11 protein-coding genes are annotated in these 15,375 nt (G+C 50.2%); 5 read left to right on the forward strand and 6 right to left on the reverse strand.

From position 1 onward, the window contains the following. A complete protein-coding gene (locus tag HMPREF2560_RS03085) occupies positions 1 to 426 on the forward strand; it encodes a F0F1 ATP synthase subunit epsilon (protein ID WP_049331696.1) in 426 nt (141 codons plus the stop codon). 371 nt (positions 427 to 797) lie between these two features. On the opposite strand, the gene HMPREF2560_RS03090 is transcribed toward HMPREF2560_RS03085, so the two are convergent. The 5 genes from HMPREF2560_RS03090 to HMPREF2560_RS03110 all read right to left on the reverse strand — a co-directional run bounded on the left by HMPREF2560_RS03090 (position 798) and on the right by HMPREF2560_RS03110 (position 5,647). After that, positions 798 to 2,510, reverse strand: coding sequence for a flotillin family protein (locus HMPREF2560_RS03090; protein WP_049336014.1), 1,713 nt, complete (start codon positions 2,508 to 2,510; stop codon positions 798 to 800). 211 nt (positions 2,511 to 2,721) lie between these two features. Then, entirely contained in the window at positions 2,722 to 3,387 is a 666-nt protein-coding gene (locus tag HMPREF2560_RS03095; protein WP_070606209.1) for a YqiJ family protein, read from the reverse strand. Between the two features lie 214 nt (positions 3,388 to 3,601). Then, positions 3,602 to 4,270 carry a PspA/IM30 family protein gene (locus HMPREF2560_RS03100; protein ID WP_070606208.1) on the reverse strand — a complete coding sequence of 223 codons (669 nt, stop codon included), beginning with the start codon at positions 4,268 to 4,270 and terminating at the stop codon, positions 3,602 to 3,604. Positions 4,271 to 4,312: 42 nt separating this feature from the next. Then, complete coding sequence (locus HMPREF2560_RS03105; RefSeq protein ID WP_070606663.1) at positions 4,313 to 5,074, reverse strand: hypothetical protein; 762 nt, start codon at positions 5,072 to 5,074, stop codon at positions 4,313 to 4,315. Between the two features lie 72 nt (positions 5,075 to 5,146). Continuing rightward, entirely contained in the window at positions 5,147 to 5,647 is a 501-nt protein-coding gene (locus HMPREF2560_RS03110) for a hypothetical protein (RefSeq protein WP_070606205.1), read from the reverse strand. 181 nt (positions 5,648 to 5,828) lie between these two features. Between HMPREF2560_RS03110 and polA the strand changes: the two genes are divergently transcribed. The 4 genes from polA to HMPREF2560_RS03130 all read left to right on the forward strand — a co-directional run bounded on the left by polA (position 5,829) and on the right by HMPREF2560_RS03130 (position 13,693). Then, entirely contained in the window at positions 5,829 to 8,624 is a 2,796-nt protein-coding gene (gene polA, locus HMPREF2560_RS03115) for a DNA polymerase I (protein ID WP_070606203.1), read from the forward strand. 57 nt (positions 8,625 to 8,681) lie between these two features. Further along, on the forward strand, positions 8,682 to 9,347 hold the full coding sequence (locus tag HMPREF2560_RS03120) for a hypothetical protein (RefSeq protein WP_070606201.1): 666 nt from the start codon (positions 8,682 to 8,684) through the stop codon (positions 9,345 to 9,347). Positions 9,348 to 9,675: 328 nt separating this feature from the next. After that, the gene (locus tag HMPREF2560_RS03125; RefSeq protein WP_070606199.1) at positions 9,676 to 10,176 is read left to right on the forward strand and encodes a hypothetical protein; all 501 of its coding nucleotides are present in this window, start codon (positions 9,676 to 9,678) and stop codon (positions 10,174 to 10,176) included. 229 nt (positions 10,177 to 10,405) lie between these two features. Beyond that, the gene (locus HMPREF2560_RS03130) at positions 10,406 to 13,693 is read left to right on the forward strand and encodes a DUF2339 domain-containing protein (RefSeq protein ID WP_141748398.1); all 3,288 of its coding nucleotides are present in this window, start codon (positions 10,406 to 10,408) and stop codon (positions 13,691 to 13,693) included. Positions 13,694 to 13,779: 86 nt separating this feature from the next. On the opposite strand, the gene HMPREF2560_RS03135 is transcribed toward HMPREF2560_RS03130, so the two are convergent. After that, positions 13,780 to 15,366: an FtsK/SpoIIIE domain-containing protein gene (locus HMPREF2560_RS03135; RefSeq protein ID WP_070734908.1), complete on the reverse strand. Its 1,587-nt coding sequence runs from the start codon at positions 15,364 to 15,366 to the stop codon at positions 13,780 to 13,782. Positions 15,367 to 15,375 lie beyond the last annotated feature (9 nt).

Raw genomic sequence — 15,375 nt, forward strand, 5'->3', positions numbered from 1 at the left:
ATGAGCACCATGCAAGTTGAAGTGGTTAGTAGCGAGCAAAACATCTATTCGGGCGAGGCCAGCTTTGTGGTGGTTCCGACCGTTCAAGGTGAGCTTGGTATTTATCCACGACACGAGCCGATTATGAGTTTGGTACGCCCCGGCGCATTGCGTTTGACTGTTCCGGGTGAAGCTGAAGAAGTGCTGGTTGCCGTTTCCGGTGGCGTTTTAGAAGTACAGCCTGATAAGATTACTGTATTGGCAGACGTTGCCGTCCGCAGTACAGAAATGGATCAGGCGCGTGCTGAAGCAGCTAAAAAAGCAGCCGAGGCAGGTGTTTCTGCAGCCAAAGATGATAAATCTCTGGCCGAAGCGCACAAAGCATTGGCAGCAGCCATTGCCCAGCTGAAAACTTTGGATTACCTTCGTTCGCAAAAAAACAAGTAATGTGGGTTCATCAAGAAAAAGCACAACAAAATGTTGTGCTTTTTTATTTGCCTGAAGATAAGCGGTTTGATATTGAAATGTCGATAGATGAGTAGATGGCAAGTTTGAAATCGAAACGGTAGAACAGGTTTTTATGATTAAATTATTGGTGGATCATTATTGAAGTAGTTAGCCTTGTGATTCACATTTAAAATAGCCCACCCAATCTTTTTATCCTCAAAAAAATAGATTGGATGATTCCTAATTTATTGCAATTGCAATAGAATTGAATTTATCAGTATTGAAAATATTAGCGTTTTTCTGAGCTCGCATATAAAAAAGGCTGTCTGAAAAGTTTCAGACGGCCTTTAAATCATTATTACGGCATTCGTTTATGATTGGTCAATGGTTTTATCCAGTCCTTGGGTCAGACCGTTGATGTCGCCACCATTTAGTCCCAACTCTTTCAAGAGACCGTCAACCAATGGGGCTTGGCTGCGGTAGCGCAGGGCACTGTTGACCATTTGATCTGCAAGGCTGGCTTGTGTGGTTTGGCCGTCTGAAACACCTTCTGCATCATTTGTACCACCGGCAAAGCCACCCAGACCATTGACTTGCAAGATTTTGATGTCTTCGATTTTTTCCATTGGGCGGACGGATTCGCGGATGATGTCAGGCAGATGTTTCAAGAGGGCAAGGCGGACTTGCATTTCAACCTGTTCAACGCTCAGGACGTTGGCAGCTTCGTTCACAGCGCGGGTACCTTCTGCATCAACCTTGTATTGTTGCTCTTGCGCTTGTGCCAACAGAATTTTGGCATCGGCCTCACCTTTGGCTTGCAGGCGGTGTTTTTCGGCTTCTGCTTCGGCGGCAATGCGCACTGCTTCAGCGCGGTCTTGTGCAGCTTGTTTTTCAGCTTCTGCGGCAACAGTGAGCGAAATTGCATCTTTTTGCGCGGCTTCTTCGGCAGCAATCAATTCAACCGCTTTGGCACGCTCGGCGCGTTCGGTTTCGCGTACGGTAATCACGCTCTCTTCTTCGCGAACGGCGGCGGCACGGGCTTTGTCGGCTTCGGCTTTGGCTTCGGATTCAGCACGCGATTTTTCGGCAACGGCGATGGCGCGGTCTTGCTCGGCCAATTCGATGGCTTTGCGGCGTTCAACCTCGGCCTGCTCAACGGCTTGGGCTTTTCTAATGTCTTCGTTTTTAATGTCGCGTTCGGCGGCAATGCGTTTTAAATCCACTTCGCGTTCAGCGGCAATTTTGGCTTCTTCCGCTTCACGTTTTTTCTGAGATTCTTGTTCGGCAATGCTGGCCTCTTGTTCGGCGCGGCGGACGGCAATCTCACGCTCTTGTTCGAGTTTGGCGTATTCTTCTTCGCGCGAGATTTTCAGGCGTTGCTGCTCGGCTTCGAGGTTTTTGGTTTTGATTGCCAAGTCGGTGTCTTGTTCGATTTCGTTACGTTTTTTGCGGCGTCCTTCGATGGTTTCGGTCAGTTTGGTCAAACCTTCCGCGTCAAAGGCGTTTTGCGGGTTAAAGAACTCAAAGCTGGTTTGGTCGAGGCCGGTCAGGGAAACGGTTTCGAGTTCGAGACCGTTTTTAAACAAGTCTTCACTCACGACTTGTTGTACTTTCTGAACGAAATCAACACGTTTTTCATGCAGTTCTTCCATGGCCATTTCGGCGGCAACGGCGCGCAGGGCGTCAACGAATTTACCTTCAACGAGGTCTTTCAACTCATCGGGAGACATGGTTTTCATACCCAGCGTTTGTGCGGCGGTCGCAATGCTCTCGGCGCTGGGTTTAACGCGGACGTAAAATTCAGCCATCACGTCAACGCGCATACGGTCGCGGGTAATCAGCGCTTGTTGGGCAGCGCGGCGAACTTCAAGGCGCAGTGTATTCATGTTGACGGGGATGATTTCGTGCAACACGGGCAGCACCATCGCGCCGCCGTTCATAATGACTTTTTCGCCACCAAAACCGGTGCGGACAAATGAGACTTCTTTGCTGGCACGGCGATACAGACGGGTCAGGATGAGGCCGAGTACAAACAGCGCGACGAGTATGACGCCGGCGATGGTGCCGATGGAGACCAAATTCATGGTTTTTCCTTTCTTCTTGTTAAGATGCCTTTGGGGGCGGTGGATTCAGAAGGCTTTGAGAGAAAGAGGCCGTCTGAAAGGGTTAAAAAATATGGGTTGAAATCATAGGGGGTGTTTTTTCTAATTGTTATTTCAAATTTCTAGATAGTGAGGATAGGGCGGTGAAGTATCTATTTTTACCGTATCGATAAATCAGCAGTTTCAGACGGCCTTAATCCACCAAGCTGCCGCTCGGATTTAAAATCGCCTTAAATGTATTTTCGTCCAACGACACCAGCAATACCGCATCTCCTTGTTTTAATACATCTTCAGAGTCAGGCTCTACCATCACATAATGCTGTTGGCCGTAAGCATCTTTCACGCGCACCTGCGCCGCATTGCCTATCCGAGCTTCGCCCAACACCACCGTACCGACGCGGCCGATTAGACTTTCCTGCAAAACGGCAGTGGTTTCATCTTTCGGCATAATTTTGTATAAACCACTAGCCGTTACTCGTACTAAGGGTAGGGAAATAAACCAAACGATGACTGCTGCCAGCGTGCCATTCAGATAACTGCCAAATACAGTGGCAAAGGCCGTCTGAAACAGATAACCCGTCAGTCCGTATACGGCAAGGAACACCACCATCAACATCAACACCGGGATACGTCCGACATACAGCCAGCTCAGGAAACGTACGAATATGCCTGCGTCAGCCACATCTAATCCGACTTCGGCGTGCGCGGTTTCGGTCAGACTGTCGGGCAATAGGTTGTCCAACCAGTCGCTGATACCGCCTGCCAGCATGGAAATGACTTCCAACACACCGAGCAAAACCATCAGCGCAATGGCAATGCCGAAGATTTCAGTTTCGGGGGCGTTGATTAAATTCCACATATTGCATTTCCTTATTCTTTTTAATTTTCAGACGGCATATATTTTATTTTAAAGTTAAGCCGATTGGATATGGGTATTTTTATTAATTGGTCGTAATTCACAGGATTTTTCCCAATCCGGCATCTTTTTGTTATTGAGGTGTGTATGGTTTTCTTTTTTCAGACGGCCCCGTGAAGATAGAGGCCGTCTGAAACCGAGATTTTCTCAATATGGCTTATGATTTCGCTTTCAATGCCGCCAATCTTTCGGCAATGCGGTTGTTGCGGCTTAAGTCTTCCAGTTCTTTCAGCTTTGCCAACTGCGCCGCATCAGTACTACTGTGTATTGAGTTTTGGCGACCCATCACACGGTCGAAGGCATTGCCGCTTTTTTCGGCATCACGGGCAATGCGGTTGAGGTCGCTGCCGTTGCCGCCGGCTGTTTTGCCTGTCCCCATGCTTTGCTGTGCGGCACGCCAGTCTTGCAGCTGCTGCTGCATCTCGCGTTTTTTCGCCTGCAGGGCGGCAATAAAGCCTTCGAGCTCTTTTTCTTGTGCGGCACAATCGGCGATGGTGTTTTCCAAAACAGGCAGACGCGCTTCGATGTCCATCTGCTCGGCGATACCCGCTTCGGCAAGATCATCGCGACCGGCATCTACGGCGGCTTGCAGATTAGCATCGATGGCTTCGTGGCGGTTGCTTTCATCGGCCATTTTCTTGGCGGCAAGATGTTTCTGTGCCAACACTTTGCCCAATTCAGCACGCACTTCATCTACTGCGCGCTCGATTTCGCGGATGCTTTCGTTCATGACCGCTTCAGGTGCAAGGTTTTCCGCCGCATCAATCAGGGCATGAAAACCGCCGCTTACCAGACGGCCTACTCGGCGGGATAGGGTTTCGCTCATTTGGATTTTCCTTTCTTTATGAAATCATGAGAAATTTTGTGTTTAGCCGGCATCTGATTGTGCCAACCAGTCGTAACATTGCTCCCATAACAATGTTTCGTTTTCGTCTTCTTTGCCTTCCAGCAGGGCTTGTTCTAAAGCTCGTCTGAATGTGGCGCGGGTATCCGGGTGGGTAAACCAAGCCGACAGTTGGGCGTCGAATTGCGTTCTATTCGGACAATGCTCGGGCAGATAGCAGACTTTGTACCAATCCGGCTTGTCGCTTCCATACGGAATTTCTAAGTACAAGTCGATAAATTCGCGTAAAGCTGCCGTTTTATCCGCCTGTTCCGTCCACAATGCCAGCAGTGCGTCGATAACATCCAATCCGGCAAATTGAAACATATTCAGCCAAACGACCAAGCAGCCTTCGTAGCGTGGCGTAGTCAGTTGCGAGTCAAACCAAGCGACGGCGAAACGTTTTAGCCAATCGATTTCTTCTTCTGTCCAGCATTCAGGTAAATCACAATGCAATTTATCGAGCAATGTTTCATCAAGAGATCGGACATCTTCTTTGTTGACCAAAGCCTGCAAAATACGCGGCAGAAAATGCTTCATGTCTAAAGCTGTCGCGGCTCCATCGTCTAAAGGCGCGCTGCCCAAATACGCTTGCAACATATCAGCAGGAATTTCGCGTAACGGATATTTCAGTAGCGCCTGTTGGAAATCTTCGGGAGAGCAACTATTGCAAGTGCAGATATTTAGCGGGAAGCGCACGTTGTAAGATGCAAATAATTTGTATGCTTCTGCTATCCATTTTTCCATCTTGTTGCCTCTGCCTTCGATGTTGAGCATTAGTATTTAGGAATGAGGGGAAGGGGAGTCGTTCAGACAGCCTCACACTTCATTTGCCTGTTGCACAATCTTCGCCAGTTTCAAAGTGTTTTCAAGCTGTTGCAATACGCTGTCGTCGTATGCCGCGCCTTTGCCGGTTACGGCGAGTTGCAAGATGCTGTCGGTGAGGCGGACGATGCGCCACATCAGTTCACGCTCGTATTTTTTCAAATCGTCGAGGTCGGCTTCTTCGGGCAGGTCGGCGGCAAGTGTTGCGCCTAAGTCGGGAAGCTGTTCAAACAACCTCGCCACGATATGCGAATGCACTCCGGCCTGTTTTTCAACGTGCAAGATGTCGTGTTTTGCCGCTTGGAAAAATTGCTCCTGCGCTGTCAGTGCGGAGCCGTAATCGCGTGTCTGCGTATGCGCCAAGCGCGCCAGCTTGAGCAGTTCGCGGATTTTTTCAGACGGCGTATTCGCTCCTTCGATTTTAAGTTCGGCAATAAAATCAGCATCTTCCTGAGTGATGCGCACACTAATTGGGATACGGTTCGTTGCATTCATATTCGTTTGATTTTGTTTGTATTCATTTGAATACAAATATACAAGATGGGATTCTGAGGCGCAATACCTGAAACCGTATATTTATGTAAACATCAGGCCGTCTGAAACTTGATTTTCGGTTTTCAGACAGCCTTTTCCTTTATAATCCGTACATTATTTTCATACACACAGCAGGTTCCCCATGTCCAACAAACCCACACTCCTTCTCGTTGACGGCTCTTCTTATCTTTACCGCGCCTATCATGCCATGGGGCAGAATTTGTCTGCGCCCGACGGTGCGCCGACTGGGGCGATGTATGGCGTGTTGAATATGCTGCGTCGGCTGCGTGCGGATTATGTGCACGACTATTGCGCGGTGGTGTTTGATGCGAAGGGTAAGAATTTCCGCCACGAGATGTTCCCCGACTATAAGGCGACGCGCCCTCCGATGCCGGACGATTTGCGCCCGCAGGCGGAAGCCTTGCCGGATTTGGTGCGCCTGATGGGCTGGCCGGTGTTGGTGATTCCGCAGGTGGAAGCGGATGACGTTATCGGCACTTTGGCTAAGATGGCTAGCGAAGCAGGGTGGAACGTGGTGGTATCTACTGGCGATAAGGACATGGCGCAGTTGGTGAACGAGCGCGTAACGCTGGTGAACACGATGAGTGGCGAGACGCTGGATATTGAAGGCGTTAAGGAAAAATTCGGCGTGCGTCCCGACCAAATCCGCGATTATCTCGCGCTGATGGGCGACAAGGTGGACAACGTGCCGGGCGTGGAAAAATGCGGCCCGAAAACCGCGGTGAAATGGCTGGAAGCCTACGGTTCGCTGGCTGGTGTGATGGGACACGCTGGCGAAGTCAAAGGCAAAGTGGGTGAAAACCTGCAAGCCGCTTTGGAACAACTGCCGCTGTCGTATGATTTGGTAACGATTAAAACCGATGTGGATTTGCACACTGAGCTTTCAGACGGCCTCGAAAGCCTGCGCCGCACTACGCCTAAATGGGCGCAACTGGTTGTCGATTTCAAACGCTGGGGCTTCCGTACTTGGCTGAAAGAGGCGGAAAGCCGTATGCACGAAGCGCAAAACACAGATTTATTTGGCAGTGAGCATATCGGCGAACAAGCCGCATTGGCGATTGAAACACAGCCTGAAAAACAACCCGAACTCGCACCGGCCCCTGAAAAACTGGATTATCAAGCCGTTACCACCGAAACGCAGTTTGCCGCCTTGTTGGATAAACTGTCGCGGGCGGATACAATCGGCATCGATACGGAAACCACGTCCCTAGACGCGATGAACGCCTCGCTGGTCGGTATCAGCATCGCGTTCCAAGCAGGTGAAGCGGTTTACATCCCCGTAGGACACAGCCTGACTGCTGCACCCGAACAACTTGATTTGCAAGACGTATTAGGTCGTCTGAAACCGCATTTGGAAAACCCAGTCCTGAAAAAAATCGGGCAAAACCTCAAATACGACCAACACGTTTTCGCCAACTACGACATCGCGCTGAACGGCATTGCCGGCGATTCCATGCTCGCTTCCTACATCATCGAGAGCCATCTCGGACACGGCTTGGACGAATTGTCCGAACGCTGGCTGGGCTTGGAAACCATTACCTACGAATCATTGTGCGGCAAAGGCGCGAAGCAAATCAATTTTGCTGATGTCGCTATCGGGCAGGCGACCGAATACGCCGCCCAAGACGCTGATTTCGCCCTGCGCCTCGAAGCGCACCTACGCGTGCAAATGGACGACGAACAGCTTGAAATGTATGAAAAAATGGAGCTGCCCGTCGCGCAGGTATTGTTTGAAATGGAACGCAACGGCGTACAAATCGACCGCGCCGAACTCGCCCGTCAAAGCGCCGAACTCGGCGCCGAGCTGATGAAGCTCGAACAAGAAGCCTACGCCGCCGCAGGACAGCCGTTCAACCTCAACTCGCCCAAACAGCTGCAAGAAATCCTGTTCGATAAAATGGGCATCCCCACCAAAGGCCTGAAAAAAACCGCCAAAGGCGGCATTTCCACCAACGAAGCCGTGCTCGAACAGCTCGCGCCCGACTATCCATTGCCCAAAATCATCCTGCAAAACCGCAGCCTGGCGAAACTTAAATCCACCTACACCGACAAACTGCCCGAAATGATTTCCCCCAAAGACGGTCGCGTGCATACCACTTACGCCCAAGCCGTCGCCATTACCGGCCGCCTCGCCAGCAACAACCCCAACCTGCAAAACATCCCCATCCGCACCGTAGAAGGCCGCCGCGTGCGCCGTGCCTTTACCGCACCGCAAGGCAGCGTCATCGTTTCCGCCGACTATTCCCAAATCGAGCTGCGCATCATGGCGCACCTCTCCGGCGACAAAACCCTGATTACCGCGTTCCAAAACGGCGAAGACGTACACCGCCGCACCGCCGCCGAAGTGTTCGGGATTGCCCCTGAAAACGTCTCGTCCGAACAACGCCGCTACGCCAAAACCATCAATTTCGGCCTCATTTACGGCATGGGCCAATACGGCCTTGCCAAATCATTGGGCATCGACAACATCTCCGCCAAAAACTTTATCGACCGCTACTTCGCCCGCTATCCCGGCGTCGCCGAATACATGCAGCGCACCAAAGAACAAGCCGCCGCCCAAGGCTTCGTCGAAACCCTGTTCGGCCGCCGCCTCTACCTGACCGACATCCATAACAAAAACGCCAACGCCCGCGCCGGAGCCGAACGCGCCGCCATCAACGCCCCCATGCAAGGCACCGCCTCCGACCTCATCAAACGCGCCATGATAGACGTATCCCGTTGGTTGGTTTCAGATGACCTGCAAAGCAAACTGATTATGCAGGTGCATGACGAATTGGTGTTGGAAGTACCTGAAGCCGAACTGGATTTGGTCAAAGAAAAACTGCCGCAGATTATGGCGAAAGTGGATGAGGGGATGTTGAACGTGCCGCTGGTGGCTGAGGTGGGCGTGGGAATGAATTGGGAAGAGGCGCATTGAGAACGCACAAATATTCAACTGTTACGTTTTTGATTTATCCAAATTTAAGGAAGTAAAATGCTTGATTCGAATGATTTGAAATCAATAGCCTTAAACATTGTTTGCGGTATTGTTACAGCTATTATTATAGGTATATTTACCAGCTTATGGAAAAAATCTAGATATAAATGTGAAGAAGGGATATCTAGAGATTCTGCTCGGATACCTACTCAAGATATGTCCTCTTATCCTAATGATATAAAAGCCAAGAGGAGATCTGAAGTAAAAAAAATTATTGGGGAAGTATTTTTTTATACATTTACTTATCTCATTATCTTAGCCTCCTTTTCCATACCAATAATATTAAATAACTTTCTAGATACAAATCAGGTTTATTTGAATCAAGCTAAATATGTTGGCATGTATTTACCTGAAATCCCAATGACTGGTGGATACGCTAATATTTTTGTATGGTTCATTGTGCTTATCTTATATGTTCCAATTTTTTGGCTATCTAAATTAATGACAAAACATTTATGGTGTCCACTTGTAAGTATATTTTGGGACTATAACGAAAATCTAGACAAGATGGGATTTCTAATTTTTATTTCTCTGAAATCGTTATTTATATCAGCTTGCGTACAGTGGCTATTTTTTGATACAGAATTTTTACAGGCATTAAAAAATGTCTTAATTTTAACCTTTTTTGCGATTGTTTTTGCGTTCTCTCAAAATCGTCGCTAGGGTTGATAAGAGTAAGTCATGTATCTCTCTCCAACCACGTGTGTGTAGTATGCGCGCTCTGTTGTTGAAACCCATCCAAGGTCGTCTGAAAACTTGAAAATCAGGTTTTCAGCCGGCAGTAGGTCGGATACTTGTATCCGACCTACTGAAACTGGGCATCGGGTGTAGGGTGTGTGCGGTACGCACGCACGCGATGTTTGAAATCCAAAACCCATCCGAGGTCGTCTGAAAACCTATCTTATGGTTTTCAGACGACCTTTTTATATTCTTTCCGTTTCCTGTATTATTCATATTGATTTGAACACTCTTTCTTGAAAGGTCAAAAATAATGTCGCTCACTTTAAAATCTGTTCTGACCGCCGGTTTACTTCTTCTTGGATTCCAAGCTGTAGCCCAAGATATTCCGCAAGTGTTTCAAGGAAAATGGGCCGGGAAGTATGAAGGGAAGGTTTCGCCCAAACATGTAAGGGCTTTATGTGCCATGGGTTATGCTGCAAATGAGAAAGAGCGTAACGCTGCTGTGGATAATGTCGATGTGTCGGAAGATAGCGGCTTTTATATTGAAATAGGTAAAAAATCAATTGAATTAAAGGGATGGGAATGGGGTGCGAAATATACGAAACTGAATTATCGAATTTATTCGACCGATAAAATTGCAGGTACGGCACGCATTCGGGAAGAGGAGCCGGAGCAAGGTACGCAGATTTATAACGATAATTTTGAGTTTTCGTTAAACCGAGGCGTGCTGACGCAAAGATTCCGTGATTATTCGACTGACGGCTCAGGTAAAAAAGTTTGGCGGATGCGTACGCTGATGCGTTGCAAATAATATTCGGTAAATTATTGCTTATCTGTTGATGTATTCATGATACATAAAGGAAACATGCTTAAGGCCGTCTGAAAATCCCTAAACATTTTCAGACGGCCTTTTTCTATTCCGATTCTCTACATTCTATTCGCCGTATGCTTTTATTCTCGGCCTTTTGTCTCTTTTTTTCATGAATAATGTTGCCGGTGTTACAATCGGCATATTCTTATTGTTATCAAACAGGTGTTTCATGCAGTTTTTCGGCCTGCTTATTCCTATTATTATCGGCTATTTTCTTGATGAGATGGCCACGGGCGTGATTATTGGGTCGTTGTTTTGGCTGGTTGCTTGGTCGATTGCCAAACAGCGTCAAGAAGAGCGTTTGGCTGAATCTGCTACGGCAGGCGACAGGATGCAGAAGCTGGAGCAGGAAATCGAGCTGTTGAAACGGCGTTTGTCGGTGTTGGAGCATGAGGTTGTCCGTGATGAGGCGAAGGTAGGGCAGGGGCTTGAGGCTCGGGCTGCTGCAGATGTTCAGACGGCCTCTGAGCCGCTTCATGTCCGAGTTGAGCCAGAGGCGGAAGCTGCGCCTGTTAAGCAGAAAATTGAGGAAGCGTTTGCCCCTTCTTTTTCTATACCTATTAATCCTGTACCTACCAAGGCTTCTGCTTCATCTGAGCCTGTTGTGGAAGAAGTTGTCGAGGCGGTTGCTCCGGTTGCTGCTGAACAAGCAGGGCTGCCTAAAGATGAGGCTGTTGTTGCTTCGATGCCGTCTGAAAGCGAAGAAGCGCCATCGCGTCAATTCGTTATCCATAAAGCTCAGTCGGAAGGCGGAGAGTATAAGTTTTCCGACAATCCGATTGTTGCTTGGTTCTTGCGCGGTAATCCGCTGTTGAAAACCGGTATTGTGGTGCTGTTCCTCGGCTTGGCGTTCCTCTTACGCTATGCCTCCGAGCGGGTTCATGTGCCGGTGGAGCTGCGTTATCTGACTGTGGCAGGCGCGGGTTTGGCGGCGGTGGTCGGCGGCTGGAAGCTGCAAAGCCGTAAGCGTGAATATGGCTTGGTGTTGCAGGGTTTCGGCGTGGCGGTGATGTATTTGACGGCCTTGGCGGCGTTGAAACTGCATCCGCTGCTGCCTGTGTCGGTCGTGTTCGGGCTGATGGTGGCGATGGTTGTGCTGATGGCGTGGCTGGCGGTAAGGCAGAACGCGCAGATTATGGCGCAGGTTGCTTTAATCGGCGGTATGGCCGCGCCTTTGCTGACTTCAGACGGCAGCGGCAATTATTTGGTGCTGTTTTCTTATCTTGCCCTGCTCAATGCCGGTGTGGCCGCGATTGCTTGGTTTAAGGCATGGCGTCCGCTGAACCTGACGGGTTTTGCCGCTACTTTTGCGATTGCTGCGTTGTGGGGCATGCGAAGTTATACGCCGCAACATTTTGCCACTACCGAGCCTTTCTTGATTTACCACTGGCTGCTCTATACCTTTATCGCGTATCTGTTCGCACGCCGTAAGCTGACGGAAAACAGCGAAGACGGCGTTACGCCGATTGCCGACAATGCGACTTTGGAAGAAATCGGCAAGAGTATTTATACACACGGCCTGCGCGTTCATGTCCTCGACCATACTTTATTGTTTGGCACGATGGCGGCGGCGTTCGGCCTGCAATACCGCATGGTGGAGCATTGGCCGTCTGCGGATGCGCTTTCCGCATTGGGTTTTGCCGCGGTGTACGGACTGGCCGCGCTGCTACTGAAACGTCAGCAGGGTTTGTATATTTTGCGTCAGGCGTTTTTTGCGTTGGCGGTATTGTTCCTCACGATTGCCGTTCCGCTTTATTTTGAACCGAGCAATACGGTCATTTTGTGGAGTGCCGAATCCGCACTGGTTTATTTCTTCGGTTTGCGCCAACAGCGTCCGCATATCCGTTTGGGTGCGCTGATGGTTTATCTCTTGGCGGCGCTGATTCAGCTGGGCAATTATCAGGGCTTCGGCACGGATACCGTTCTGGAAGGGCAGTGGTTTACGACGATTGTGGTGTTGCTTGGCGGAGCAGCGATTTACTTGCTGTGGTATTTCTCGCGTCGCGAAGGTTCGGCGCAATGGGAAAAATCCGTTCAGACGGCCGTGTTGTCTGCCGCCTTGCTGTACATCTCTATTTTGCCTTTGCTTTTCTTGGCCGACCAAGGCAGCATTGTCGCTCTCTCTGCTTTGGCAGCGGCGTGGGCATTCTGCCGGCGCAAACATGAGCCGAATGTATTTATCACATTTACCTTGGGCAATGTATTGTTCGCCCTGTTGCTGCAATCCAGCATCATTTATGAATCCCAAGGCTTCCTGAGCCATCTGTACCTTATTGCCGCTACGCCTTTGCTTTTTGCGGCTGCCTACGCGCTGCAATATCCACGCGTGCCGGTTGCAAGCGAAAAGTCGGAAGGAAACGAGGTTTACTTTGCGCAGGTTTCAGGCTGGATCATCCTGCTTACTGCGTTGGCAACAGGCAGCTACGCCCTCTATATGCAATGGACAGGCGAGGAAACCCTGTTTATCGAGTTGTGGCTGTGGCCGATATTTGCCGGCTTGCTGCTGTTTGCCAAACGTTTGAAATGGGAAGAGCTGTTGCAGGCAAACTTGGCATTCCTGCCCGTGTTTGCCCTGCATTTCGTCTTCTATCATACCGAACACGCATGGACAGCCGCCGCAGCCTTGCCGCTTGTCGCCGCCACCGTGTTGAACTTCATTATTTTGAACAACTATCCGCGCCATGATCTGATTTGGTTGCACAAACTCAATATCACGATACTCGGCGGACTTTGGACGCTTTGGACCGCGCTGTATGTCGGCGGCCTTCTCTCTGGCGTTTGGACTCAGCTTTCATGGCTGGTCGTGCCGCTGGCGATGTGGATTGTTTTCCATACGCAGCGCCACCGCGAATTTTTCAGACGGCATCAAGCCATTTATCAGCATTTTGCTATGCCGTTGTGCGCCCTTGCCGCTGCCTGTTGGATGCTGTGGACCAACTTCTCCACGCCGTTCCAACCTTCGCCGTTGCCGTATATTCCCGGGCTTAACCCATTGGAACTTGCCAGCGCCGGCATGCTTTGGTTTGCCCTGAAATCTCTGCCCGAAGCCTTACCGCCCGACCTTCGCCGTACCACGGCAACCGCAGTCGCCGCCTTGGCATTTATGCTGATCAGCGCAGGCGTGATGCGCGTATGGCATTTCTACGACGGCATCACTTGGCGTCTCGACATCATGCTCCAATCCTTCGGCCTGCAAGCCAGCCTCTCCGTCGTTTGGGCAGTAACCGCCATCATCTTGATGGTACTCGGTAACCGCCGCAAACAGCGTTCCTACTGGATGACAGGCGCGACACTGATGGGCATCGTAGTTGTCAAACTCTTCCTGATCGAGCTTTCCAACAGCGGCGGTATCGAACGCATCGCCTCCTTCATCATCGTCGGCCTGCTGCTGCTTCTGGTCGGCTGGTTTGCACCCGTTCCACCCAAAGCAGAGAATGATGGCGAACCTAAAGCCTAATCACTAATCCCCAAAGGAAAAGGCCGTCTGAAACCCCATTTAAGTTTCAGACGGCCTGAGACCTTTGCAAAGGATGGTTGAACAAATTATACATTATACCCGTGCAGAAAACGTGCTGCTTCATTGTTCCATTTGACCAAATGATCGCCTTTGGCCGTCAGGTTTTCAGCACCGCGCTCGCCCAAGATAATCTCGGAAGACTGGCGTTTGCCTGTTTTCAACGCAATTTTGGTCGGCAGGTTGTCACGTAGGCGGCCGCTGAGTGTTTTCGCATCGGGGCGTTGCGTTGCCAATAACAGATACATTCCTGCGGAGCGCGCTTTTTGTGCCAGCCGTACCAAATGCCCTTCTGCGTCACTGCTGACATCGATAAGGTCGGCCAGTTCGTCAATCACGATAACAACATATTTTGGACGGGCGTGCTGTGGGACTTCTGCAATATCCTTTGCAGCGTATTCGTCCATCAGGCGGTATCGTTTATCCATCTCGTCAGCAAAAGACGACAATATTTCAGCAGCTTCTTCCGCATCGCTGACTATGCGCCCCTGCCATAAATTCGGACGGTCTTTGAAGGCGGCGAAATCCGCAGAAACTTTGCAATAACACACGACGATTTCCGTTTCATTCTGAGGAGCGAGTTCGAACAGGGAAGCCAGCATTGAGCGCACCAGTACCGATTTCCCAGCCCCCGTTTCCCCGCCTACCATCACATGCGGCGCGGTGGCAAAATCTTGAAACACGGGTTCGCCGCGTTCGTCCAAACCGATACACACTGGCAATCTGAATTGCTGTGCCGATGCGCGGTATTGCTGTAAGGCCGTCTGAAACTCACTTTGCCCGTATTGCCGCCAAGTGTCTTGCGGGCGCAGGATATTGATGTGCCATGTATTGGCTTCGCCGCGTATGCGTCCGCAGCGCATTTCGTCATCGCCGATGCCTAATTCGGAGCAAATCTGGCTGTGGTATTTTTCCAAATCCACATAGCAGTCGAACTGTACGCGCAAGCAGTCGTAGCGCACGCCGACGTATTCTAGTTGTATCGTGCCGCCCTTGCCGACTGTTTTGTCCAGTGCGGTTTTAAGTTTGATGCGGGCTGCATCGAGTGTTCCGACATTTTCTGCGGGAAATTCGCTTGAACTAGAAATCTCTCCTGCATGTTGCCGTCCGCTACTGTTTTTAACAGCCAATTCAGCCAATTCGTTCAAAAAGGCCTGCCGTTGTGCCAAATCGTCATCGGGTTTGAATTGTCTGCAACGTTCCCAAAACGCATGCAAACCAAGCGCGCCGGTATGCCACAGGTCGGCAATTAGTTTGTACAAATCATCTTTTCCCGCCGGTTTCCCTTGCCTGATGTGGAACAGGGTTTCGCTCAACAGGGCAAGCCAAAGCCGCGAATGGTCTTGAAAGCAGGTTTGGAAAGAAGGGATGTCGATGCCTTTGGTATCGGGGGCGGCAGTCAAATTTTCCGGCTGGCGAGCCCAGCCTTTGGCAAAGCAATAGCCGATACAGAGTACCGCCCACTCGTAGTTGTTGTCCAGATGCGGCAACGCACCTGCGTGGGTGAGTTTTTCGCGTATGGCTTTGGCTTCGCTGCTGGAAATAATGTGTTTGTCGCTAATCAGGGTATGGAAATAGTCGGAATCCCACTGGCGGTTGTCTGGCAGCAGATACATGTATTGTTC

Origin of the sequence: Neisseria sp. HMSC078H04, assembly GCF_001838135.1 — a bacterium.
Taxonomy (GTDB): domain Bacteria; phylum Pseudomonadota; class Gammaproteobacteria; order Burkholderiales; family Neisseriaceae; genus Neisseria.

Coding starts and splice junctions, on each gene's coding strand:
- HMPREF2560_RS03085 (WP_049331696.1), top strand. CDS start 1: ATGAGCACCATGCAAGTTGAAGTGGTTAGTAGCGAGCAAAACATCTAT.
- HMPREF2560_RS03090 (WP_049336014.1), bottom strand. CDS start 2,510: ATGAATTTGGTCTCCATCGGCACCATCGCCGGCGTCATACTCGTCGCG.
- HMPREF2560_RS03095 (WP_070606209.1), bottom strand. CDS start 3,387: ATGTGGAATTTAATCAACGCCCCCGAAACTGAAATCTTCGGCATTGCC.
- HMPREF2560_RS03100 (WP_070606208.1), bottom strand. CDS start 4,270: ATGAGCGAAACCCTATCCCGCCGAGTAGGCCGTCTGGTAAGCGGCGGT.
- HMPREF2560_RS03105 (WP_070606663.1), bottom strand. CDS start 5,074: ATGGAAAAATGGATAGCAGAAGCATACAAATTATTTGCATCTTACAAC.
- HMPREF2560_RS03110 (WP_070606205.1), bottom strand. CDS start 5,647: ATGAATGCAACGAACCGTATCCCAATTAGTGTGCGCATCACTCAGGAA.
- polA (WP_070606203.1), top strand. CDS start 5,829: ATGTCCAACAAACCCACACTCCTTCTCGTTGACGGCTCTTCTTATCTT.
- HMPREF2560_RS03120 (WP_070606201.1), top strand. CDS start 8,682: ATGCTTGATTCGAATGATTTGAAATCAATAGCCTTAAACATTGTTTGC.
- HMPREF2560_RS03125 (WP_070606199.1), top strand. CDS start 9,676: ATGTCGCTCACTTTAAAATCTGTTCTGACCGCCGGTTTACTTCTTCTT.
- HMPREF2560_RS03130 (WP_141748398.1), top strand. CDS start 10,406: ATGCAGTTTTTCGGCCTGCTTATTCCTATTATTATCGGCTATTTTCTT.
- HMPREF2560_RS03135 (WP_070734908.1), bottom strand. CDS start 15,366: ATGTATCTGCTGCCAGACAACCGCCAGTGGGATTCCGACTATTTCCAT.